Source organism: Curtobacterium aurantiacum, from assembly GCF_018598555.1.
GTDB classification, from domain to species: Bacteria; Actinomycetota; Actinomycetes; order Actinomycetales; family Microbacteriaceae; genus Curtobacterium; species Curtobacterium aurantiacum.
This window is the reverse complement of sequence record NZ_JAHEWN010000026.1, coordinates 15,815-36,502: the sequence shown is the minus strand read 5'-3', so window position 1 is coordinate 36,502 and position 20,688 is coordinate 15,815. Positions and strand designations below refer to the sequence as shown.

22 protein-coding genes are annotated in these 20,688 nt (G+C 70.8%); 15 read left to right on the top strand and 7 right to left on the bottom strand.

From position 1 onward, the window contains the following. The 3 genes from KK087_RS16365 to KK087_RS16355 all read left to right on the top strand — a co-directional run. Positions 1-697 (top strand): alpha/beta fold hydrolase (locus KK087_RS16365; RefSeq protein ID WP_214566702.1); only part of this gene is annotated, 697 nt, incomplete at its 5' end. A 206-nt stretch (positions 698-903) separates the two neighbouring features. Continuing rightward, positions 904-1,446, top strand: a complete 543-nt coding sequence (locus KK087_RS16360) for a GNAT family N-acetyltransferase (protein ID WP_307860122.1) — start codon at positions 904-906, stop codon at positions 1,444-1,446. Between the two features lie 53 nt (positions 1,447-1,499). Further along, positions 1,500-1,715 (top strand): hypothetical protein, encoded by a 216-nt coding sequence (locus KK087_RS16355; protein ID WP_140448619.1) that lies wholly within the window; start codon positions 1,500-1,502, stop codon positions 1,713-1,715. A gap of 68 nt (positions 1,716-1,783) precedes the next feature. On the opposite strand, the gene KK087_RS16350 is transcribed toward KK087_RS16355, so the two are convergent. After that, complete coding sequence (locus tag KK087_RS16350; RefSeq protein WP_214566701.1) at positions 1,784-2,449, bottom strand: TetR/AcrR family transcriptional regulator; 666 nt, start codon at positions 2,447-2,449, stop codon at positions 1,784-1,786. A gap of 100 nt (positions 2,450-2,549) precedes the next feature. Between KK087_RS16350 and KK087_RS16345 the strand changes: the two genes are divergently transcribed. Continuing rightward, entirely contained in the window at positions 2,550-3,479 is a 930-nt protein-coding gene (locus tag KK087_RS16345; protein WP_214566700.1) for an SDR family NAD(P)-dependent oxidoreductase, read from the top strand. 554 nt (positions 3,480-4,033) lie between these two features. On the opposite strand, the gene KK087_RS16340 is transcribed toward KK087_RS16345, so the two are convergent. After that, positions 4,034-4,987: an SDR family oxidoreductase gene (locus KK087_RS16340; protein ID WP_214566699.1), complete on the bottom strand. Its 954-nt coding sequence runs from the start codon at positions 4,985-4,987 to the stop codon at positions 4,034-4,036. Positions 4,988-5,047: 60 nt separating this feature from the next. Then, positions 5,048-5,794 carry a DUF3159 domain-containing protein gene (locus tag KK087_RS16335; protein WP_111224078.1) on the bottom strand — a complete coding sequence of 249 codons (747 nt, stop codon included), beginning with the start codon at positions 5,792-5,794 and terminating at the stop codon, positions 5,048-5,050. Positions 5,795-5,981: 187 nt separating this feature from the next. On the opposite strand from KK087_RS16335, the gene KK087_RS16330 reads away from it, so the two are divergent. Together KK087_RS16330 and KK087_RS16325 are read left to right on the top strand one after the other, a co-directional pair. Continuing rightward, positions 5,982-6,827: a helix-turn-helix transcriptional regulator gene (locus tag KK087_RS16330; RefSeq protein ID WP_111224077.1), complete on the top strand. Its 846-nt coding sequence runs from the start codon at positions 5,982-5,984 to the stop codon at positions 6,825-6,827. 82 nt (positions 6,828-6,909) lie between these two features. Then, on the top strand, positions 6,910-7,305 hold the full coding sequence (locus KK087_RS16325; protein ID WP_214566696.1) for an MFS transporter: 396 nt from the start codon (positions 6,910-6,912) through the stop codon (positions 7,303-7,305). A 191-nt stretch (positions 7,306-7,496) separates the two neighbouring features. On the opposite strand, the gene KK087_RS16320 is transcribed toward KK087_RS16325, so the two are convergent. The 3 genes from KK087_RS16320 to KK087_RS16310 form a co-directional block, all read right to left on the bottom strand. Continuing rightward, positions 7,497-7,859 (bottom strand): hypothetical protein, encoded by a 363-nt coding sequence (locus KK087_RS16320; protein ID WP_214566694.1) that lies wholly within the window; start codon positions 7,857-7,859, stop codon positions 7,497-7,499. Between the two features lie 76 nt (positions 7,860-7,935). Further along, positions 7,936-8,151: a hypothetical protein gene (locus KK087_RS16315; protein WP_214566693.1), complete on the bottom strand. Its 216-nt coding sequence runs from the start codon at positions 8,149-8,151 to the stop codon at positions 7,936-7,938. After that, positions 8,151-8,288: a hypothetical protein gene (locus KK087_RS16310; RefSeq protein WP_214566692.1), complete on the bottom strand. Its 138-nt coding sequence runs from the start codon at positions 8,286-8,288 to the stop codon at positions 8,151-8,153. Before KK087_RS16310 ends, KK087_RS16315 begins: the two co-directional genes overlap by 1 nt. Positions 8,289-8,469: 181 nt before the next feature. Between KK087_RS16310 and msrA the strand changes: the two genes are divergently transcribed. Beyond that, positions 8,470-8,991 carry a peptide-methionine (S)-S-oxide reductase MsrA gene (gene msrA, locus KK087_RS16305; RefSeq protein ID WP_214566691.1) on the top strand — a complete coding sequence of 174 codons (522 nt, stop codon included), beginning with the start codon at positions 8,470-8,472 and terminating at the stop codon, positions 8,989-8,991. Positions 8,992-9,009: 18 nt separating this feature from the next. Here msrA and KK087_RS16300 read toward each other — a convergent pair whose 3' ends face one another. Continuing rightward, the gene (locus KK087_RS16300) at positions 9,010-9,369 is read right to left on the bottom strand and encodes a UBP-type zinc finger domain-containing protein (protein WP_214566690.1); all 360 of its coding nucleotides are present in this window, start codon (positions 9,367-9,369) and stop codon (positions 9,010-9,012) included. Between the two features lie 177 nt (positions 9,370-9,546). On the opposite strand from KK087_RS16300, the gene ppk2 reads away from it, so the two are divergent. The 8 genes from ppk2 to KK087_RS16260 all read left to right on the top strand — a co-directional run bounded on the left by ppk2 (position 9,547) and on the right by KK087_RS16260 (position 20,608). Beyond that, a complete protein-coding gene (gene ppk2 / locus KK087_RS16295) occupies positions 9,547-10,455 on the top strand; it encodes a polyphosphate kinase 2 (protein ID WP_214530572.1) in 909 nt (302 codons plus the stop codon). Between the two features lie 158 nt (positions 10,456-10,613). Continuing rightward, on the top strand, positions 10,614-12,224 hold the full coding sequence (locus KK087_RS16290) for an APC family permease (RefSeq protein ID WP_214566689.1): 1,611 nt from the start codon (positions 10,614-10,616) through the stop codon (positions 12,222-12,224). A 15-nt stretch (positions 12,225-12,239) separates the two neighbouring features. Further along, on the top strand, positions 12,240-13,079 hold the full coding sequence (locus KK087_RS16285) for an urea amidolyase associated protein UAAP1 (protein ID WP_214566687.1): 840 nt from the start codon (positions 12,240-12,242) through the stop codon (positions 13,077-13,079). Then, positions 13,079-13,783, top strand: coding sequence for an urea amidolyase associated protein UAAP2 (locus KK087_RS16280; RefSeq protein ID WP_214566685.1), 705 nt, complete (start codon positions 13,079-13,081; stop codon positions 13,781-13,783). Before KK087_RS16285 ends, KK087_RS16280 begins: the two co-directional genes overlap by 1 nt. Continuing rightward, on the top strand, positions 13,780-17,481 hold the full coding sequence (gene uca, locus KK087_RS16275; protein ID WP_307860119.1) for an urea carboxylase: 3,702 nt from the start codon (positions 13,780-13,782) through the stop codon (positions 17,479-17,481). The genes KK087_RS16280 and uca overlap by 4 nt, the downstream gene beginning before the upstream one ends. Then, the gene (gene atzF / locus KK087_RS16270; RefSeq protein ID WP_214566684.1) at positions 17,478-19,238 is read left to right on the top strand and encodes an allophanate hydrolase; all 1,761 of its coding nucleotides are present in this window, start codon (positions 17,478-17,480) and stop codon (positions 19,236-19,238) included. The genes uca and atzF overlap by 4 nt, the downstream gene beginning before the upstream one ends. Positions 19,239-19,264: 26 nt before the next feature. After that, complete coding sequence (locus KK087_RS16265) at positions 19,265-19,957, top strand: TetR/AcrR family transcriptional regulator (protein ID WP_111047564.1); 693 nt, start codon at positions 19,265-19,267, stop codon at positions 19,955-19,957. Positions 19,958-20,014: 57 nt separating this feature from the next. Continuing rightward, the gene (locus KK087_RS16260) at positions 20,015-20,608 is read left to right on the top strand and encodes a biotin transporter BioY (RefSeq protein WP_214566683.1); all 594 of its coding nucleotides are present in this window, start codon (positions 20,015-20,017) and stop codon (positions 20,606-20,608) included. Positions 20,609-20,688: the final 80 nt, after the last annotated feature.

Sequence of the window (20,688 nt, the reverse complement as noted above, 5' to 3'; positions counted from 1 at the left end):
GGCACCCGATCACATCGGCTTCGGCCGCTCGTCCGCACCGTCGACCGACGAGTTCGACTACACCTTCGAGGCCCTCGCCGCCGCAACCGCACGGTTCCTGTCCTCGCTCGGGATCGAGCGGTACACGGTCTACGTCCAGGACTACGGCGCCCCGATCGGATGGCGTCTCGCCCTCGCCGACCCTGCGGCCGTCACGGGCGTCATCACCCAGAACGGCAACGCCTACGAGGACGGCTTCGTGCCGAGTTTCTGGGATGGGATCTGGGCCGACGCCGCCGAGCGGACCGACGAGACCCGCGACGCGCTCCGCCCCGCGCTCGGGCGGGAGGCTGTCGAGTGGCAGTACACCCATGGCGTGCCCGACCCCACGACCGTCGACCCCGACGCCTGGGAGCACGACCTCGCTCTCCTCGCCCGCCCCGGGCAAGACGACGTCCAGCTCGCCCTCTTCCGCGATTACGCGACCAACCGCGCCCTGTACCCGGCGGTGCACGACTGGCTCCGCACCTCCGGCGTCCCCGTCCTGGTCATCTGGGGACGCAACGACGAGATCTTCGCTGCCGCCGGCGCGTGCGCGTTCCTCGAGCACTCGCCCGAGGCTCGGGTGGAGCTCGTCGACGGTGGCCACTTCCTCCTCGAGTCACACCTGGACGAGGTCGCCGGCACGATCAAGGGCTGGCTCGCTGACCGCGCGTGAGCGCGCCGCCTTTCTTTGGGCGCTCGTCCGCGATGTCCGTTGCTTCCCGGACTAAGGGGGCCAGACGGTCGAGCTGGGGACGACGAGCACGTCGCCGGGAAAACACGCGGCCATCGCCTCGCAACCCCCGGCCGGGCCTAAATCGCGCCCGAGAAGCCATCGGCTATCGAGACGGCCAGCAATGAGCGAGTGGGTACGCTTCGCGGGTGACGAACTTGATCGGGAGCCGTGTTCTCTTGCGTCCTTGGACGGCCGATGACGCTGAGTTCGTGTTTGACCTGTACTCACGGTGGGATGTTCAGCGCTACCTCGGGCACGACCCTCGAGTCATGGAGAACATCGACGCGGCTCACGCCTTGATCGGTCGTCTCCGCGCACGGAGCGGCCCGGTGCTGGGGTATTGGGCGGTCGAAGCCACTGCAACGGGCACTCCCGTTGGCACGGTCATGTTGCAACACATCAGGCTCTCGGGAACGAGTGAACCTTCTGCCGAGGTCGAGATTGGCTGGCACTTCCATCCAGATGCGTGGGGCCACGGATACGCAACCGAGGCGGCGCAGCTCCTGCTGCGGCACGCTTCAGCGTCCGGGCTCGACCGGATCATTGCGGTTGCCCATGTCGAGAACGCTGCGTCGCGCCGAGTCTGTCTGCGTCTCGGGCTGACGAGCCGGGGACGGACGACTCGTTACTACGACGCGGAATACGAGTTGTTCGAATCGGGCTCGCTTCGCCCTGACCCGTCCCGTTGACCGATCGCCCATCGGGACGTCGGTCGGGTCGTGCCACGGGTAGCTTCACCATCATGACGAATCGCGAGTGGCTGGGCCGACGTCTACCGCTTTGGACGCTCGTGCTCGTCGGGGTCGTTCTTCTCGGCGTCGCCGCACTGCTGTTGTTCCTCGTCGACTCGATGTTGGTCTTCCTGGCTATCTCGCCCCTCACCATCGTCGGGCTGTACACGCTCGCCTACGCCGGCGGGGAGTGGCGACGACGAAGCGACAAGCAGCGCGACCGGTAGCCGATCGGCTACCGGGATGCTCCCGTCGCACATCGCAACCGGCCTTCGCGTCCGTGATCCGTCTCCGGTCAGGGGCGTGGCAGGGCGCCGAGAAGCGTCGACGTGATTGAGCCTTGAAGCGCTTGGCGCAGGTTGAGATTCAGCACGCCGAGCTCGGGTTCGTCCGCGTAGACGGCGAGAAGGCTCGCCGGGGGCGGGACGTAGGCCGCCAGCGCTCCTGCCGTGATGAGGGTCATGAAGCAGAAGAACTGCGCGTCCTCACCGAGCTCGGGAACACGGCGGGTCACGAGCTCCGTCATGGTCGCAAGCCGGCCCAAGGAGGACCGCTTGTACCGTCGGACGACTTCGGTCGAGACATTGTGCTCGAGGACTCCGCCCTGCGCGCCGAACAAGTCGAGCATTGTGGACTGGTCTGCGAGGGATCGGCTCAGGACGTCGGCCAGCTGATGAGCTCGGGTCAGCAAATCCGCTCGCTCGTCGACGCCGGTCTGCAGCCGGTCGTCGAGCTCCGGCAGCCACCTGCCGAAGTAGTCGTCGAGCAACTGGAGCAGCACCGCCTCGCGGGACTCGAAGTAGCGGAGGACGTTCGACTTCGCGAGGCCCACACGGCGGCTGATCTCGTTGAGGGAGACGTCCGCAACGGGCATCTCGCCGAGCATCGTCGTGGTGGTGTTCAGGATCACCGATCGGCGGATCTCCCGTTGCTCTTCACTGCGCGCACGCTGGAACGTCATACCGAGATGCTACTAAAGACCGGCTGTCTCTTGACGAAAGCATCGCCGGTCTCCTAACGTTGCCGATACCAAAAGACCAGCGGTATTTTAAAGGAGCATCATGAGCGACACCTGGAACGAGCAGAGTATTCCAGACCAGCACGGACGCGTGGCGATCGTCACCGGCGCCAATACTGGCCTCGGTTTCGAGACCGCCCGCATGCTCGCCGAGCACGGCGCCGAGGTCGTCCTCGCGGTCCGCGACGTCGAAAAGGGCGAGCAGGCCGCGGCCCGCATCGCCGGCAACGTCCGCGTGCTGGCCCTTGATCTCACCTCGCTGGACTCGGTCCAGGCCGCGGCGGCAGACCTGCACGAGGCCTTTCCCCGCATCGATCTCCTCATCAACAACGCCGGCGTGATGTACACGCCGAAGCGGACCACCGCTGATGGCTTCGAACTGCAGTTCGGCACGAACCACCTCGGCCACTTCGCCCTCACGGGGCTGCTGCTGGACCGGCTCTTGCCCGTCCTGGGATCCCGCATCGTCACGGTCAGCAGCACCGGGCACCGCATCCAAGCCGACATCCACTTCGACGACCTGCAGTGGGAACGCTCCTACAGCCGCGCGGCCGCCTACGGACAGGCCAAGCTCGCCAACCTCATGTTCACGTACGAGCTGCAGCGCCGCCTCGCCCCGCACGGCACCACCATCGCCGCTGCCGCCCACCCCGGCGTGTCCAACACGGAGCTCATGCGGAACGCTCCGACGGCGCTGCGCGTGCCCATTGGGTGGCTCGCGCCGATGCTCACGCAGGTGCCCGCGATGGGTGCCCTGCCCACCGTCCGTGCGGCCACGGACCCTGGTGTCCTGGGCGCCCAGTATTACGGTCCCAGCGGTCGCGGCGAGGCCCGTGGCTACCCGAGGCTCGTCGCATCCAGCTCCGCGTCCCACGACTACGCGATCCAGCAGCGCCTCTGGACAGTGTCCGAGGAGCTCACCGGCGTGACGTTCCCCGTGGTCGCGGCTGTGAGTGCGACCCCGTCGCGCTGAGACGCCTCGCGGTTCCCGCCGCGAGCTCCGGACGAGCCCACTGCAAGCGTGGATCGCCGACGGGTGGCTGCTGCGATTGCCGGACTCCCTCGAACAGCTCGATGGGTTCTTGCTCACCGTCCCCTGAGGACCGCTCGCAGAGGCGAGAGGCGGACCCCTGCCCGGTGAAGGATCCGCTTATGGGACGGTCAGAACCGGGCTGTGGTGGAAGCTCAGTTCGGCTCGGTGTCTCTGAGGGCGGCTTGCAGAGCGTGGATCGTGTTTCCGAGCGCACCAGAAGCCAGGAGCCTGAACCGAGCGGGCCCGACGAGTCTTCTCCGAGAAGCGGCAGGGTTCGGAGCGCGGCCCGTACTGATCGGCTCCGGTGCTGCACCTCCCACTGGACCTCGGTCTCGCCTCGCTTCGGCGATGCCAGCTCGGCCGCCTTCGCGACATGCTCGACGACTTAACACAGACGTGACGACAGCCTGGGCGAATTGCCCTGAACTCCGGATCGCACCACCGTGATGAACAGCGTTCCCGGAAGCTGTCGTGCATGCCGCCCGAGTCGTCGGTCACATCACGTCGGAGGGGGTGCTGAAGGAGACTCCGGCAAGTTCTTGGGAGACCCGCCAGACCCGGTCGGCGTCGTCGAGGTCGCGCAGCGGACGGTACAGGGGGTGCTCCCCTGGGGCGCCACCGAGGTTGCCCGGTCCCGTCGGACCGTACAGCCGTCCACCCACGGCGAGGGGCGATGTAGCGGCGTAGAGCGCGGGCAGCTGGGCGCTGTCGACGGTGCCGACGAGGATCCCGGCTCGGGACAGCCTCCTGATCACGGCGATTTGGGGCGTATTGCGCTCTCGCTGGAGCTCAGGGCGTGCGGCCAGCAGGTTCGTCGGAGCCACTCCGGGGTGGGAGAGGTTGCTCGTGATGCCCCATCCCGCGGCTCGGCTGCGCCGGTCGAGCTCGAGACCGAAGAGCCCGAAGGCAATCTTGGATCGCCCGTACGCGCGCATGCCGTGGTACCCGGCCTCGGCGTTGAAGTCGGTCCAGTCGATCGCGCCGCTCCTGGCCGCGACGCTGATCTGGGAGGTGACGCGGGCTTCTCCGTCGATCAACAGCGGCAGCACGTGCCCGATCAGGGCGACGTGTCCGAGGTGGTTCGTGCCCAGCTGCAGCTCGAAGCCATCGACGGTCGTCTGCCTCTCGGGCGGGGTCATGACCCCGGCGTTGGCCACCAGGAGGTGGATCGGCCGGCCCTCCGCCCGGAGCTGCTGGCCGAGGGCGGCGACGGACGCCAGCGAGGACAGGTCGAGGTCGCGCAGCGATACGCGGGCCGCGGGGTGCTCCGCGCGGATGAGGTCGAGGGCCGCCTGCCCTTTGGCGCGGTTGCGGACGGGCAGGACCACGTCGGCGCCGGCGGCGGCGAGGCGGCGGGCGATGCCGAGGCCGATGCCGTCGCTGGCGCCGGTGACGAGGGCGTGGCGACCGGTGAGGTCGGGCAGGGCGAAGTGGTGCGTACGAGGCATGGTGTTCTCCTTGTGGTGCGTGTGCGTCGGTGACGGAGGGTGGGTGGGTGAGGCAGGTGCTCAGGGACGGCCGGCGCGGACGGCCGCGGGCACCAGGACCCGTGCTGCCCGGCGGGCGAGGACGAGGGTGACGGCGAAGTGCGCCGCGAATGCCGAGGTCGCCGCGATCTGAACCACGGCCAGAGCCGCTGGCTGGTCGGCGATGTAGAAGACGATCCGCACGGCGAGGTTCACGCCGGCGAGGCCCATTCCCACGACGGTGCTCACGGTGTACAGGCGGCGCAGGGACCGCTGCTCGCGCCAGCCTCGGGGACCACCCGAGAGAGGGCCCACGATCAGGCCCATCAACGGGCGCCGCACGGCGAGCGAGACCGCGTAGGCCGTGACGAAGAGGACGGGCAGAACCATCGTGGGCAAGAAGAAGGCGCGAGCTTCACCGACCAGGGCCGCCACCGTCGCGCAGAGCGCGGCCACGACCAGACCGGCCACGGCGGCTCCTGGGGATTCCCGTCTCGCCAGGCGGACACCGCAGGTGATCAGAGCAGTGACGGCCAGGGCGATGACACCGGGTGCGAGTCCAGCGACGGAGTCGGCGGCCACGAAGGCAATCGTCGGTGCGACGGCGGTGGCGAGCCCGAGAGGTCCTCCGACCCGGTCGAGGGCCTGGTCGAGGGTGGCACGGACGGTGGAGCGCTCCACGGGCTCTGGGATGCCGAGCACGTCACGGGTGCGTCCGCTGATGCTCGGCAGGGGGTCTCCGCTCCCGGCTCCAGCGCGTCCGGACGTCGTAGTGGGTGCCTGGTCCATGTGTTCCTCCTGGGTCGGTGGCTCTGGGACGAGCCTCGACGACGACGACTGTCGCAACCAGGACCTCCTAGTCCGCCCCTGAGCCCGGGCGGGCCGGGGCCGGCACCGCTCAGAGGGGGACCGGGAAGGCGTGGCTCGCAGCGCGAGGAGGCGATAGGAAAGGGAGCCACACATCAGGAGGAGCATCGTGACCATCGACAGGACAGGACTCGCGCAGTTCCTCCGCCAGAGGCGGGAGGCACTGCAGCCCCAGGACGTCGGTCTGCCCCACGGCAGCCGACGGCGCGCCACAGGCCTCCGCCGCGAAGAGGTCGCGGCCCTGGCGAACATGTCCACGGACTACTACGCGAGGCTCGAGCGGGAACGCGGCCCCCACCCCTCAGAGCAGATGGTCGCCTCGATCGCGCAAGGCCTCCACCTCACCGTGGATGAACGCGATCACCTCTTCCGTCTCGCGGGCCACCAGCCACCTGCACGCGGGGCGGCTCTCAGTGACCACGTCAGCCCAGGACTGCTGCGCATCCTCGACCGCCTCGTCGACACGCCCGCCGAGATCGTCACGGAGCTCGGCGAGACCCTCCGTCAGACCCGCCTGGGTGCAGCACTGACGGGCGACGCCACGAGGTACTCCGGTCCCGCTCGCAGCCTCGGATACCGATGGTTCACCGACCCGGAGGTGAGGTCGACCTACGCCTCCGAGGACCACGAGTTCCTCTCTCGCCTCTACGCCTCACACCTGCGCGAGGTGGTAACCCGGCGGGGAACGGGCTCACGCGCCGCTCAATTGGCAGACCAGGCGCTGGCCGCCAGCGCCGAGCTGCGCCGCCTGTGGAAGTTGCACGAGGTCGGCGTGCGCCCGCACGACGTCAAGCGCTTCGTGCACCCGAGCGTCGGGCGGCTCGACCTGCACTGCCAGACACTGCTGGACCCGCAGCAGTCCCACCTGCTCCTCGTCTACACAGCGGCCCCCGGCAGCGAAGCCTACGACAAACTGGAACTCCTCTCAGTCCTCGGTGACCAGACCGTCGGCTGACCTCACCGGCAGATTCCCAAGAAAAGGGGAATGCCCTGGAAACGACGGTACCAAGCGAGTCGCCGGGCTGCAGCGGGGCCGGTTGATCGCCATCGGGGCGATCCTCACTGCGCTCACCACGGTGCCCCTGATCGTCCTCCCACCGTTGCACGGTGCTGCAGCGTGGGCGTACGTCGTCCTGGTCGCTGTCCTGCTCGCGGTGGCCGACATGGTGTACCTACCAGCTGCGAACGCCGTCATGGCAGAATCGCCCCACCCCCGCATCCGCGGGCGGGCGATCGGAGTGTTCCAGACGGCGAGCTCGATCGGCATGGCACTGTTCCCGCTCACGCTCGGCCTACTCGACTCACGCTTCCCCTGGGCGCTGTGGACGATCACCACGGTCGTGTTCATCGCTGCAGCGTGGACATGGCGAGCTGCGTTGAACGGCTTGCCCGGCCGAGTGCAGATCGCCTCGACAACCGACCTCGACGCTTAGCCCCGTCCTTCACCGGACGGCGGGCACCGCCGCCCGGTGAAGGATCGGCTATAGGGCAGGCACCGAGACCAGCGCTCCTGTGTCGGTCGACGACGCCATCCACTTCGCAGTCGACCTTGTCTCGTGACCGACCTGGAGTGAACGGCATCAGGTCCTCGGGAGGGTGGGGCGGCGAGTTCGGTTCACGACTGTCATCGGATCGACAGATTGATCGCGACGACACCGAGCTCGAAGATCAGGACGATGACCACGAGGCCGATCGCCGGCGTCAGCACCCGTCGCAGCACCGTGGGAGCACCGGACGCCCCGATGACCCAGGTCGTGATCGTGACGATGAGTGCGACCAGCGGCACGAGGAACTGCGCGGTTTCCCCGACGGCGTACGAACACTGCAACGTCGCGTCGGAAGCGCAGGGCGTGTACTGCTCCAGTTGCGCGGCGAGCATCCCCGGCAGCGAGCCGATCGTCGCGAACACCTCGAGGAACACGAGGAAACAGAACGCGAGCCCGAGCAGCCACCAACCACGTGGACGGCGCTGAACTTCGTCGTGCACGGATGACCCCTTCATGTGAGCATGACGGTACCGAGCCGACGTCTCCCGAGATAGTCTCTGGGTCGGGTCGAGGGTGTCATGCGTAGGCCTTCGTCACCGCGACGGAGAACGCCGTGACGATGAAGAGGAACCCGAGGCAGATCAGCACGATCTCGATCGGGGTGTTGCGGTGCTTCTGCCCTCGCGGCCGACTCCGTGCGCGCCGAGCGGAACTCAGGACTGCGACACCCGACGAAACAGCGCCCCCGAACACGAGCATGCTGAACAGGGCCTGCCAGAACTGCTGGCTCATCAGAGGGATCGCGGCCGTGCCGCGAGGTCACCGTCTGCGGTACCGGCGTCGCTGAGGAGCTCGGCGACGGAGCCGTTGCCGGACGCGTTCGTCTCCCGACGGCGCTGGACTTCGTCGTGCACCGATGACCGCTTCATGTGGCCCGACCGTACCGCAGGGGTGACACGGAGCACGTGCTCGTAGGGTCGAGTCGTACCGACCGCACACCCGGGTGGGTCCGTGCCCCACAGCGGACCTGACGACGGGAACAGATCGTCCCTGTTGCCGGTTGCACCACACGGTGTCGCAGCCAGTGACACGAGAGCCCAGGAGGCCACCATGACCACCACCGAGACCGCCATCCTCGCCGGCGGATGCTTCTGGGGAGCGCAGCAGCTCCTCCGTCGTCGTCCCGGCATCGTCAGCACCCGCGTCGGCTACTCCGGCGGCGACGTGCCGAACGCGACGTACCGCAACCACGGCGACCACGCCGAGTCGGTCGAGATCGTCTTCGACCCGTCCCTGATCTCGTACCGGGACCTGCTGGAGTTCTTCTTCCAGATCCATGACCCGTCGACGAAGGACCGCCAGGGCAACGACATCGGTCGCAGCTACCGTTCGGCGATTTTCTACACCTCGGACGAGCAGAAGCAGGTCGCACTCGACACCATCGCGGACGTCGACGCGTCGGGCATCTGGCCCGGCAAGGTCGTCACCGAGGTCACCGCGGCCGGCCCGTTCTGGGAGGCCGAGGACGAGCACCAGGACTACCTCGAGAAGAACCCGCACGGCTACACCTGCCACTTCGTGCGTCCGGGCTGGAAGCTCCCGCACCGCGACGAGGCGACCGCGGCCGTCTGACCTGGCGACCGCCGCGGATCAGCGTGATCCGCCGAGCAGTTCCAACCAGTCCCCGGGAAGGCGATCCGCCGGCCCGGGGACTGCCTGCGTCACGGGGTGGCTGGTGGGTGCAGCGAGCTCCAGCCCGTCGAACCGACTGTCGTCGCGGTAGTCCCACGCCCAGGTCTCGCCGGGTTCGTAGCTCTGGATGACCGCGTGGCCGGTCTCCTCCCAGTGCCGCGTCGCGTGCGTGTTGAGGGAGTCGTCGCAGCAGCCCACGTGGCCGCACGCCGCGCAGCGGCGCAGGTGCACCCACCACGAGCCGGTCGCGTCGCACTCGACGCACCCGTCTCCGCTCGGTGCGATCTCGGGGTGGATCATCTCGGCCTGGTCCGTCATGGCCCCATCATGCCTGTGAAGGGCCACATGCGGTCGGGAGGCACGGGGCGGGCCCGCACCGCGCCTCCAGGCCTTCATCGGGCCGCGTCCAGGGCGAGCCGTGGGGCGGTCGTGCGGGTGGCCAGGCCAGGATGGCCCTGGGGCCGACAGCCGGTCGGCTCGCAGAGGGAGGACACCGTGGACACAGCGCCGTACTCGCAGCCGTTGCGGGAGTACATCGAACAGCTGCGGACCGAGGGGTACAGCGTCGCGGACGGTCAGACGGCCGACCCGGAGCTGATCGACCCGCACGGCAACCCGGTGCTCACCTGGCAGGACGACTACCCGTACTCGGAGCGCCTGCCGCGGGACGAGTACGAGTACCAGAAGTACCTGCTGCAGATCGAGCTGCTGAAGTGCCAGTACTGGCTCGAGGACACCGGCCAGAAGGTCGTCGTGCTCTTCGAGGGGCGTGACGCCGCGGGCAAGGGCGGCACGATCAAGCGGTTCACCGAGCACCTCAACCCCCGGACCTCGCGGGTCGTCGCGCTGAGCAAGCCGACCGAGCGCGAGCGCGGTGAGTGGTACTTCCAGCGGTACGTGCAGCATCTGCCGGCCGCGGGCGAGATGGTCCTGTTCGACCGCTCCTGGTACAACCGTGCCGGCGTCGAACGGGTGATGGGGTTCTGCAGCGACGACGAGTACGAGTCGTTCATGACCCAGGTGCCGCAGTTCGAGCGGATGCTGGTCGACTCCGGCATCCACCTGACGAAGTTCTGGTTCTCGGTGACCCGGCGCGAGCAGCGGACCCGGTTCGCGATGCGCCAGCTCGACCCGGTGCGCCGGTGGAAGCTGTCCGACATCGACCTGCTGTCGCTCGACCGGTGGGAGGACTACACCGAGGCGAAGACGGCGATGTTCACCCGGACGAGCAAGCGCTACGCGCCGTGGACGATCGTGCGATCGAACGACAAGAAGCGCGCGCGGCTCAACGCGATGCGGTACTTCCTGACGCAGTTCGACTACCCGGACAAGGCCGCCGACGTCATCGGCAAGCCGGACCCGCTCATCGTCCGCCGCGGCAAGCGGGACGTCGACATCGAGTGATCCCCCGCCGCTGAGCCGCCCGCCGACTCGGAACGTTTACACGCCGCCGCCTCCCGTCACGCACTCGAAACAGACGGGCAACGGCGACGACACAGGGCCGCACGACACTTGTCGCACTACCTGTCACCCGACAGGTACTCCGCGAAAGGTCTGCAGTCATGCGTTCTCCGCAAGCACCGCTCCACGCACCGCGCGCCACGTCCGACGTCGACACCCAGGGGCTCGCCCGCCTCGGCTACGAGCAGGAACTCCACCGCGGGGTCGGCTCGTTCTCCTCCTTCGCGGCGGGCTTCTCCTTCGTCTCGATCCTCACCACGGTCTTCCAGCTGTTCGGACTCGGCTTCGGGCTCGGCGGTGCTGCGTTCTTCTGGGCGTGGCCGCTCGTCTTCGGCGGCCAGCTGCTCGTCGCGCTGAACTTCGCGCAGCTCGCGGCCCGCTGGCCCATCTCCGGCGCGATCTTCCAGTGGTCGAGCCGCCTGGCCGGAGCCCGGTTCGGGTGGTTCACCGGCTGGACGATGATCATCGGCCAGATCCTCACCGTCGCGGTGGCGGCCATCGCCGTGCAGGCCGTGCTCCCCGCGATCTGGGACGGGTTCCAGGTCGTCGGCGGTCCGGGTGCCGACCCGTCCGTCGCGTCGCCGACCGGTGCCGCGAACGCGGTGGTCCTCGGCATCGTCATGCTCGCCGTCACCACGATCGTGAACATCACGAGCGTGCGGCTGATGGCCCGCGTGACGAGCTTCGGCGTGCTCATCGAGATCGTCGGCGTCGTCGTGCTCATCGGCGCCCTGTTCCTGCTGCCGCACCGCAGCGCCTCCGTCGTCTTCACGACCGCCGGGTCCACGAGCACCGAGCCGTACGTGTGGGCGTTCCTGGCGTCCTCGCTGATGGCCGCGTACGTGATGGTCGGTTTCGATTCGGCCGGTGAGCTCGCCGAGGAGACCCACAACCCGCGCCGGACCACCCCGAAGACGATCGTCCGGGCGCTCACCGTGTCCGGCCTCGGCGGCGGGCTGCTCATCATCGGCGCCCTCGTCGCCGCCCCGAGCCTGACCGACGGCAACCTCGCCTCGCAGGGACTCGCCTGGGTGATCACGTCGACCCTCGGTGACGTGTTCGGCCGGCTGCTGCTCTGCACCGTCGCCGTCGCGGTCTTCGCCTGCACCCTCGCCGTGCAGACCGCCGGCGCCCGGATGGTCTACTCGATGGCCCGCGAGAAGGCGCTGCCCTTCCACCGCACCCTCGCCCGGGTCTCGCCCCGCACCGGCACCCCGATCGCCGCGTCGATCGTCGTCGGGGTCGGCGCCGGGCTCGCCCTCGCCGTCAACATCGGGCAGTCCGCGATCTTCACCGCCCTGTCGAGCCTGTGCATCGCGATGCTCTACCTGGCCTACCTCGGGGTCACCGGGCCGCTGCTGGTCCAGCGCATCAAGCTCCGCCGCACGGGCCTGCCGACCGGGGTGGACGAGGACGGCAAGCCGCTGTTCACCCTCGGCCGCTGGGGCATCCCGCTCAACGCCCTGGCCGTGGCGTTCCAGGTCGGCATGGCGATCAACCTCATCTGGCCGCGGCCGGAGATCTACGACCTGACCGGCACCTCGTGGTGGCTGCAGTACAGCGCCCTGCTCTTCATCGGTGGCGTGCTGCTCGTCGGTTGGGCCTGGTCGAGCTGGCGGCACCGCACGCACGGGCCGATCACCCTGGCCGAGGTGCCCACCACCGCGGCGGTACCCGTCCCCGCCGCCGCAGCCGCGCCCGTCGAAGCCTGATCCGGAAGGAATCCCATGCGCGACCTCCACCAGACCGACAGCGTGCTCGCCTCCCGGTCCGACGCACGCGCCCAGGCCGGCTCGCAGTCCGAGTACATGCCGTACCTGCCGGCGTCGTCGTCACCGTTCGCCCCCGAGGGCGTCGACCCCGCTCAGCTCGTCTGGGCCGAGACGGTGGCGCCGGGCGGGTACACGCACAAGGTGCTGGCCCGCGGGTCACGGCTGCGGTTCGACGACCCGACGGGTCAGGCCTGCGCCAACGTCCTGGTGTTCAACGCGCTCGAACCGTGGGAGCGGCTCAACGTCGCCGACAGCCAGAAGATCCCGTGGCAGGCGTACCTGGGCCAGGGTTCGCCCCTGCTGAGCGGGGACGGCCGGGCACTCGCGACCGTGCTCGAGGACACCTCGGCACACCACGACGCGTTCTGCGGCACCTCGACCGACGCCTGGAACGAGCGGAAGTACGGCGACGCCGCACCCGAGGGGCGCACCCCGAGCGGTCGGTCGCTGTTCGCGAAGGCGGCCGCCAAGCACGGGCTCACCAAGCGGGACCTGCCGCCGAGCATCTCGTTCTTCCAGGGCGTGCGGATCGACGCCGAGGGGGCGATGACGTTCACCGGGTCGGCCGGCGCGGGCACCCACGTCACGCTCGTCGCCGAGCTGCCGCTGCTCGTGCTGGTCGCCAACGTCGCGCACCCGATCGACCCGCGCCCGGACTACCTGGTCGGACCACTGCGGGTGCACGCCTGGCGCGGGGCCCCGACGACCGCGGCCGACGAGCGGTTCACCGCGACGCCGGAGCTCACCCGCGCCTACCTGAACTCGATCGACCACGCGGAAGCCCGAGGCCTGTGATGACCGACACGACGACCCACACCCCCTCCTCCACCGTCCCGGTCGGAGCCGTCCACGACCCGGACGTGGCCCTCGACTGGAGCGAGTCCCTGGTGCCGGGCACCGTGGTCCGCGACGACCGGGTCGCCCCGCTCGCGCCGTGGTCCGCCGTGGTCCGCGCCGGCGAGGTGCTCACCATCGTCGACGTCGGCGGCAACCAGAGCGCCGACTGCCTGCTCTACGACGCGCACGACCCCGACGAGCGGTACAGCGTGCCGGACACCCTCGCCGCACAGGGCAACGCGTACGTCCGGACCGGCACCGTGCTGATGTCGAACGAGGGCCGCCCGCTGATGACCGTCGTCGCGAACGAGATCGACCGGCAGGACACCATCGGCGGCGCGTGCTCGAAGGAGTCGAACACCCTGCGGTACGGGCACCACACGCAGTACCAGCACGGCTGCCGCGAGAACTTCCTGGCCGAGGCCGGCCGCCACGGACTCGGTGCCCGCGACATCGTGTCGAACCTCAACTGGTTCATGAACGTGCCGGTCGAGGCCGACGGCGCCCTCGGGATCGTCGACGGCATGAGCGCCCCCGGCAAGCGCGTCGCGATCCGGGCCGAGCGGGACGTGCTCGTCGTCGTCTCGAACTGCCCGCAGATGAACAACCCCTGCAACGACTTCTCCTGCACACCGCTGCGCATGATCGTGGTCCAGCCGTGACCGCCGCGCCCGACCCCACCGGGACCGTCACCGTGAACCAGACCCCCACCCTTCGCACCGACACCGTCCTCGTCGCGAACCGCGGCGAGATCGCCCGCCGCATCATCCGGTCCGCCAAGGCGCTCGGCATGCGCACCGTCGCCGTCTACTCCGACGCCGACCGCGCGGCACCCCACGTCCGCGAGGCCGACACCGCGGTCCGGCTCGGTCCCGCCCCCGCCCGCGACTCGTACCTGCGCATCGACGCGGTGGTGCAGGCCGCGAAGGACACCGGCGCCGGACTCGTGCACCCCGGCTACGGGTTCCTGTCCGAGAACACCGAGTTCGCCCAGGCCTGCGAGGACGCCGGCATCCGGTTCGTCGGGCCGACCGCCGACCAGATCGTCCGGTTCGGCGCGAAGCACACCGCCCGCGAGCTCGCCGCCGCCGCCGGGGTCCCGATGCTCGCCGGCACCGGGCTGCTCGCCAGCGTCGACGACGCCGTGGCCGAGGCCGAGCGCATCGGGCTGCCCGTCATGCTCAAGGCCACCGGGGGCGGCGGCGGGATCGGCATGCAGGCGTGCTCCACCCTCGACGAGGTCCGCGAGGCGTACACGAGCGTCGTCCGCCTGGCGACCGCGAACTTCGGGTCGGCCGGCATCTTCCTCGAGCGGCTGGTCCGGCCGGCGCGGCACGTCGAGGTCCAGCTCTTCGGGGACGGCGAGGGCCGCGTCGCGGTGATCGGCGACCGCGACTGCTCCCTGCAGCGCCGCAACCAGAAGGTCATCGAGGAAGCCCCGGCACCGGCACTCCCCGAGCACGTCCGCGCCGAGCTGCACGCGTCGGCCCGTCGCCTGGCCGAGAGCGTCGGGTACCGCAGCGCCGGCACCGTCGAGTTCGTCTACGACCCGGTGCGCGAAGAGGCGTCATTCCTCGAGGTGAACACGCGCCTGCAGGTCGAGCACCCGGTCACCGAGGAAGTGTTCGGCGTCGACCTCGTCGAGCTCATGCTCCGCCTGGCCCGCGACGGCGCGGTCGGCATCGACTCCGACGTGTTCGACCGCACCTGGACCCCGAACGGCCACGCCGTCGAGGCCCGCGTCTACGCCGAGGACCCGGCGAAGGGCTCGCTGCCCTCGAGCGGCCTCGTCACCCAGGCCGTGTTCCCGAGCGCGACCACTCCCTCCGGCGAGCGCACCGGCATCCGCGTCGACGGCTGGGTCGAGACCGGCTCCGAGGTGTCCGCGTTCTACGACCCGATGCTCGCCAAGGTGATCGCCACCGGGGAGACCCGCGACGACGCCCTCGACCTGCTGCGCGACGGGCTCGCGGCCACCCGCATCGACGGCATCGTCACGAACGCCGGGCTGCTCCGCGCGCTGACCGACGACCTCGAGCTCCGCACCGCCACGCACTCCACCTCGACGCTCGACGCGACCGAGGACCCGGACCCGCGCGTCGACGTCGTCGCCCCGGGCACCATGACGATGATCCAGGACCTGCCGGGCCGGGTCGGGTACTGGCAGGTGGGCGTCCCGCCGAGCGGCCCGTTCGACGCGGCGTCCTTCGCCGAGGCGAACCGCGCCGTGGGCAACCCGGACGGCGCCCCCGCGCTCGAGGTCACCGCCACGGGCCCGACGCTCCGGTTCTCGGCCGCCGCGGTGGTCGCGCTCACGGGTGCGCCGGCGCCGGTCACCCTCGACGGCGAACCCGTGGCGCTGTGGGAGCCGATCGAGGTCGGTGCCGGCCAGACCCTGGCGATCGGCACGGCCCCCGGTCCGGGCCTCCGCACCTACCTGGCGGTCCGGGGCGGCTTCGACGTGCCGACCTACCTCGGGTCGACCGCGACCTTCACGCTCGGTGGCTTCGGTGGCCACGCCGGTCGGGCCCTGCTCGCCGGCGACGTCCTGCGCCCGGGCTCCCCGGACTCGGACGCCCCGCACCCGGCGTTCCCGTCCGGCACGCGTCTGGGCCTGGTCGGCGGTCCGATCCCCGCCGACCGCCGCACCGCACTGACCGACGCGTGGGAGATCGCCGTCACCGAGGGGCCGCACGCGGCGCCGGACTTCTTCACCCGCGCCGACCTCGACGTCTTCTACGCCACCGACTACGCGGTGCACCACAACTCGGCGCGCACGGGCATCCGGCTCATCGGCCCGCGGCCGGAGTGGGCGCGGACCGACGGCGGCGAGGCCGGTCTGCACCCGTCGAACATCCACGACACCCCGTACGCGGTCGGTGCGATCGACTTCACCGGGGACACCCCGATCATCCTCGGACCGGACGGGCCGTCGCTCGGCGGCTTCGTCTGCCCCGCCGTGGTCGCCAGCGGCGACCTGTGGAAGCTGGGCCAACTCCGACCGGGTGACACGGTCCGGTTCGTCCCCGTCCGCGAAGCCGACGCCGCCGCGCTCGACGCACACCGGGCCTCCAGGACGGTGCCGCGCACCGGGGGTGACGGCGACGACGGCGTGATCGCCCGCCTGGACGCGACCGACGTGCGGCCGAGCGTCGCGTACCGACGCGACGGCGACGACAACGTGCTCGTCGAGTACGGCGACATGACCCTCGACATCGCCCTGCGGATGCGCGTGCACGCGCTCATGACGAAGCTGCAGGAGCAGACGCCGAAGGGGATCCTCGACATCACGCCGGGCATCCGCTCGCTGCAGGTGCACACCGACGCGTCCGTGCTCAAGGCGCGCGACGTGGCGGGGCTGCTCCGCGAACTCGAGGACGAGATCCCGCCGACCGACCAGCTCGTCGTCCCGTCGCGCACCGTCAAGCTGCCGCTGTCGTGGGACGACCCGGCCACCCGGCTGGCGATCGAGCGGTACATGAACGGCGTGCGGAACGACGCCCCGTGGACCCCGTGGAACATCGAGTTCATCCGTCGCATCAACGGCCTCGAGAGCGTCGACGACGTATTCCGCACCGTGTTCGACGCGAGCTACCTGGTGCTCGGCCTCGGCGACGTGTACCTCGGCGCCCCGGTCGCGACCCCGCTCGACCCCCGGCACCGCCTGGTCACGACGAAGTACAACCCGGCCCGCACCTGGACCGCCGAGAACTCCGTCGGCATCGGCGGCGCGTACCTGTGCATCTACGGCATGGAGGGTCCGGGCGGGTACCAGTTCGTCGGGCGCACGGTGCAGATCTGGAACCGGTTCCGCCGCGGCGGGCTGTTCCAGGAGAACCCGTGGGCACTGCGGTTCTTCGACCGGATCGAGTGGTACCCGGTCGGCGCCGACGAACTGCTCGAGCTGCGCGCCGAGACGGACGCCGGGCGGGGCTCGTTCGAGACCGTCGAGGGCGAGTTCTCGATCGCGTCGTACAACCGGTTCCTGGCCGACAACGCCGGGTCCATCGCGGACTTCCGGGCGCAGCAGGCGCAGACGTTCGGCGAGGAGAAGGAGCGGTGGCGGGCGTCGGGCGAGTTCGACGTCCGGGACGAACCGGCCGCCGTGGTGGCCGACGCCGTGACCGTGCCCGAGGGGTCGACCGCCGTGTACGCCCCCTTCACCTCGACCGTGTGGCAGGTGGACGTCCGCCCGGGTGACCGGGTGGACGAGGGGCAGAAGCTGCTGGCCGTGGAGGCGATGAAGATGGAGTCGATGGTGCACGCACCGGTGCCGGGCCACGTCCTCGAGGTCTACATCAAGCCGGGCGACCAAGTCGCGCCGGGGCAGGTCCTCGCCGCGATCGGAGCGGCAGCGTGAGCGGGACGAGCGCGGCGGGCGCCGGCGGGACCGCCGCCGCCACCGCGGCAGCCACGACGTCCGCTGCCGTCCGCGTCCGCGACGCCTTCGCCCGCCTCGACGCCGTCGACCGGCCCGAGGTCTGGATCACCCTGCGCGACCGTGCCGACGTGCTGGCCGAGGTCGAAGCCGTCGACCCGACGCTGCCCCTGGCCGGCCTGCTGTTCGCCGTGAAGGACAACATCGACGTCGCCGGCCTGCCCACCACCGCAGCCGCCCGCTCCTACGCCCACGACCCCGCCGCCGACGCCACCGCCGTGGCCCGGCTCCGCGCCGCCGGCGCCGTCGTCGTCGGCAAGACGAACCTCGACCAGTTCGCCACCGGCCTGGTCGGCACCCGCTCGCCCTTCGGCGCGGTCCGGAACGCCTGGGACCCCACGCGGATCTCCGGCGGCTCGTCGAGCGGCTCCGCCACGGCGGTCGCCCTGGGCATCGTCGACTTCGCGCTCGGCACCGACACCGCCGGGTCCGGCCGGGTGCCCGCCGCGCTCGGCAACCTGGTCGGGGTGAAGCCGACGAAGGGACTCGTGCCGAACACGGGCGTCGTCCCCGCCTGTCGCTCGCAGGACTGCGTCACGGTGTTCGCCCGGTCGCTCGACCTGGCGCGCACGGCGGCCGAGCTGATGGCCGGTCCGGACGGCGGCGACCCGCTCGCGCGGCCCGACCTCGCCCTCGCCGACCTGCCCGCCGTCCCGCGCATCGCGGTGCCGCTGCCGTCGCAGCTCGAGGGGCTCGCACCCGGATGGGCCGAGGCGTTCGCCGCGGCCGTCGACCGGTTCCGGGCGCTCGGACACCAGGTGGTCGAGGTCGACATCGCACCCCTGCTCGACGCCGCGTCGCTGCTCTACGACGGCGCGTTCGTCGCCGAGCGGTACGCAGCAGTGGGCGCCCACATCGAGGCCCACCGCGACGAGGTCGGTGCCGACCTCGACCCGTCGGTCGCCGCGATCGTGCTCGGTGGAGCACGACCGACCGCCGCGGAACTCTTCGCCGACCAGGAACGGCTCGACGCGTTCGGGGCAGCGGGTCGCGCCGCACTCGAGGGCACGACCGCCCTGCTCACCCCGACGACGACGTGGCACCCGACGCTCGAGCAGGTCACGGCCGACCCGATCGGCGCGAACAGCCGGATGGGTCGGTACACGAACTTCGCGAACCTGCTCGACATGGCCTCGCTCGCCGTGCCCGCCGGGTTCGTCGACGGGCTGCCGTTCGGCGTGATGCTCACCGGCCCGGCGTTCAGCGACCGGCGCCTGGCGGCGTTGGCGGCAGCGTTCGCCGCCCCGGCCGTCGACCTGCTGGTCGTCGGGGCGCACCTGCGCGGCGGGCCCCTGAACGGCCAGCTGGTCGCGTCCGGCGGATCGTTCGTCCGGGAGGCCCGCACCGCGTCCGACTACCGGCTGTACGCCCTGGACACGGTGCCACCAAAGCCCGGGCTGGTCCGCGTGGGTCCGGTCGCGTCCGGCGCTGCTGCGCCGGGGTCGGGGTCGGGCTCGGGCTCGGGCTCGGGCTCGGGCATCGTCGGGGAGGTCTGGCGCCTGCCCGCCGCTGGCTTCGGCACCTTCGTCGCGGCCCTGCCGGCACCGATGGCGATCGGCACCGTGGCGCTCGACGACGGCACCGAGGTCACCGGGTTCCTGGTCGAGCCGTTCGCGGTCGAGGGCGCCGAGGACATCACCCACCACGGCGGCTGGCGCGCGTACCGGGAACAGTCGTGACGGACACCGGCTGTCAGGATGGGGGCATGACCCCCGACGACCGGCCCGTGCGCCCCGGCCGACCGCGGGTCGTGCCGAACGCCGACTCCGCGCTGAGCCCGCGCGACCAGATCCTCGACGCCGCCGCCGCGCTGTTCGTCGAGAACGGCATCAGCGCGACCTCGACCCGGGCGATCGCCGAACGGGTCGGGATCCGGCAGGCCTCGCTGTACTACCACTTCGCCGGCAAGGACGACATGCTCGTCGAGCTGCTCACGACCTCGGTGCGCCCGAGCCTCGAGCTGGTCCGCGGCCTCGAGCAGCTCGTGCCGGAGTCGGCCTCGGCCGCCGGTGCCCTCGCCGCACTGGTCGTCGCCGACGTGGACACCCTCGCCCGCACGCCGCACAACATCGGCACGCTGTACCTGCTGCCCGAGGTGCAGGGCGAGCGCTACGACGGGTTCCGGGCCGAGCGCGTCGAACTGCAGGAGGCCTACGGGCGCCTCGGCTCACGCGCTGCCACCCCGGACGTCGCCGCCGGTGTCTCGCCGTCGCGCCTCGGTGCCGTGCTCATCCAGATCACCGAGACCGTCATCCAACTCCGCCGGTCCGGCCCCGTGCAGGACGCCGACCGCGACGCCCTCGTCGCGACCTGCCTGCGCGCCTGCGGCCTCGACACCGCCGCCGTGGCCGAGGCCCGGCGCGACGCCGAGTCCCTGCTGGCCGCCGTCGCGGTCTGACCCCTCCCTCTCCCGCCGCTCCTTCTCCCCAGCTCCTTCCCCCCAGCGAGGAACACCATGACCACGATCACCCCCGCCGCACACCGTCCGCTCGCCGACGCCCTGCTCCCCCGCACCGCGGTCGTCAGCACCGCCCTGGTCCTCGGCGGCGCGCTGCTGACCGCCGGTGCCGCGCAGGTGTCCGTCCCGATCTGGCCCGTCCCGATCACCGGGCAGACCCTCGCCGTGCTGCTCGTCGGCAGTGCCCTCGGAGCCCGTCGCGGTGCCCTGTCGATGCTCGTCTACGCACTGCTCGGCGTCGTCGGGCTGCCGGTCTTCGCGGACGGTTCGGCCGGGGTCGGCGTGCTCGTCGGCCCCTCGGGTGGGTACATCGTCGGCTTCGTCGCCGCCGCCGCCCTGGTCGGCTGGGTCGCCGAACGCTTCGGCGACCGCCCGCTGCGGAACGCGCTGCTGTCCTTCGCCCTCGGCACCGTCGTCACCTTCGTCGCCGGGATGGCCTGGCTCGCCGTGGCCCTCGGCCTCGACCTGCAGCAGACCCTGCAGTACGGGCTGTACCCGTTCGTCCTCGGTGGCGTCGTGAAGACCCTGATCGGTGCCGGCGTGATCTCCCTCGGCTGGACCGCGGCCCTCCGCTCGGCCACCAGCCGGTGAGCGCTCCGTCAGGACTCCGCCGCCGGCCGTAGGGGTTCCGTCAGGAGGCCTTCCGCGCTGGTCGAGCGCGCGAGAGCGTG

Coding starts and splice junctions, on each gene's coding strand:
- KK087_RS16340 (WP_214566699.1), bottom strand. CDS start 4,987: ATGCCTCGTACGCACCACTTCGCCCTGCCCGACCTCACCGGTCGCCAC.
- KK087_RS16300 (WP_214566690.1), bottom strand. CDS start 9,369: ATGACGGACCAGGCCGAGATGATCCACCCCGAGATCGCACCGAGCGGA.
- KK087_RS16345 (WP_214566700.1), top strand. CDS start 2,550: ATGAGCGACACCTGGAACGAGCAGAGTATTCCAGACCAGCACGGACGC.
- msrA (WP_214566691.1), top strand. CDS start 8,470: ATGACCACCACCGAGACCGCCATCCTCGCCGGCGGATGCTTCTGGGGA.
- KK087_RS16315 (WP_214566693.1), bottom strand. CDS start 8,151: ATGAGCCAGCAGTTCTGGCAGGCCCTGTTCAGCATGCTCGTGTTCGGG.
- KK087_RS16280 (WP_214566685.1), top strand. CDS start 13,079: ATGACCGACACGACGACCCACACCCCCTCCTCCACCGTCCCGGTCGGA.
- KK087_RS16265 (WP_111047564.1), top strand. CDS start 19,265: ATGACCCCCGACGACCGGCCCGTGCGCCCCGGCCGACCGCGGGTCGTG.
- KK087_RS16260 (WP_214566683.1), top strand. CDS start 20,015: ATGACCACGATCACCCCCGCCGCACACCGTCCGCTCGCCGACGCCCTG.
- KK087_RS16350 (WP_214566701.1), bottom strand. CDS start 2,449: ATGACGTTCCAGCGTGCGCGCAGTGAAGAGCAACGGGAGATCCGCCGA.
- KK087_RS16335 (WP_111224078.1), bottom strand. CDS start 5,794: ATGGACCAGGCACCCACTACGACGTCCGGACGCGCTGGAGCCGGGAGC.
- KK087_RS16290 (WP_214566689.1), top strand. CDS start 10,614: ATGCGTTCTCCGCAAGCACCGCTCCACGCACCGCGCGCCACGTCCGAC.
- KK087_RS16285 (WP_214566687.1), top strand. CDS start 12,240: ATGCGCGACCTCCACCAGACCGACAGCGTGCTCGCCTCCCGGTCCGAC.
- KK087_RS16355 (WP_140448619.1), top strand. CDS start 1,500: ATGACGAATCGCGAGTGGCTGGGCCGACGTCTACCGCTTTGGACGCTC.
- KK087_RS16310 (WP_214566692.1), bottom strand. CDS start 8,288: ATGAAGCGGTCATCGGTGCACGACGAAGTCCAGCGCCGTCGGGAGACG.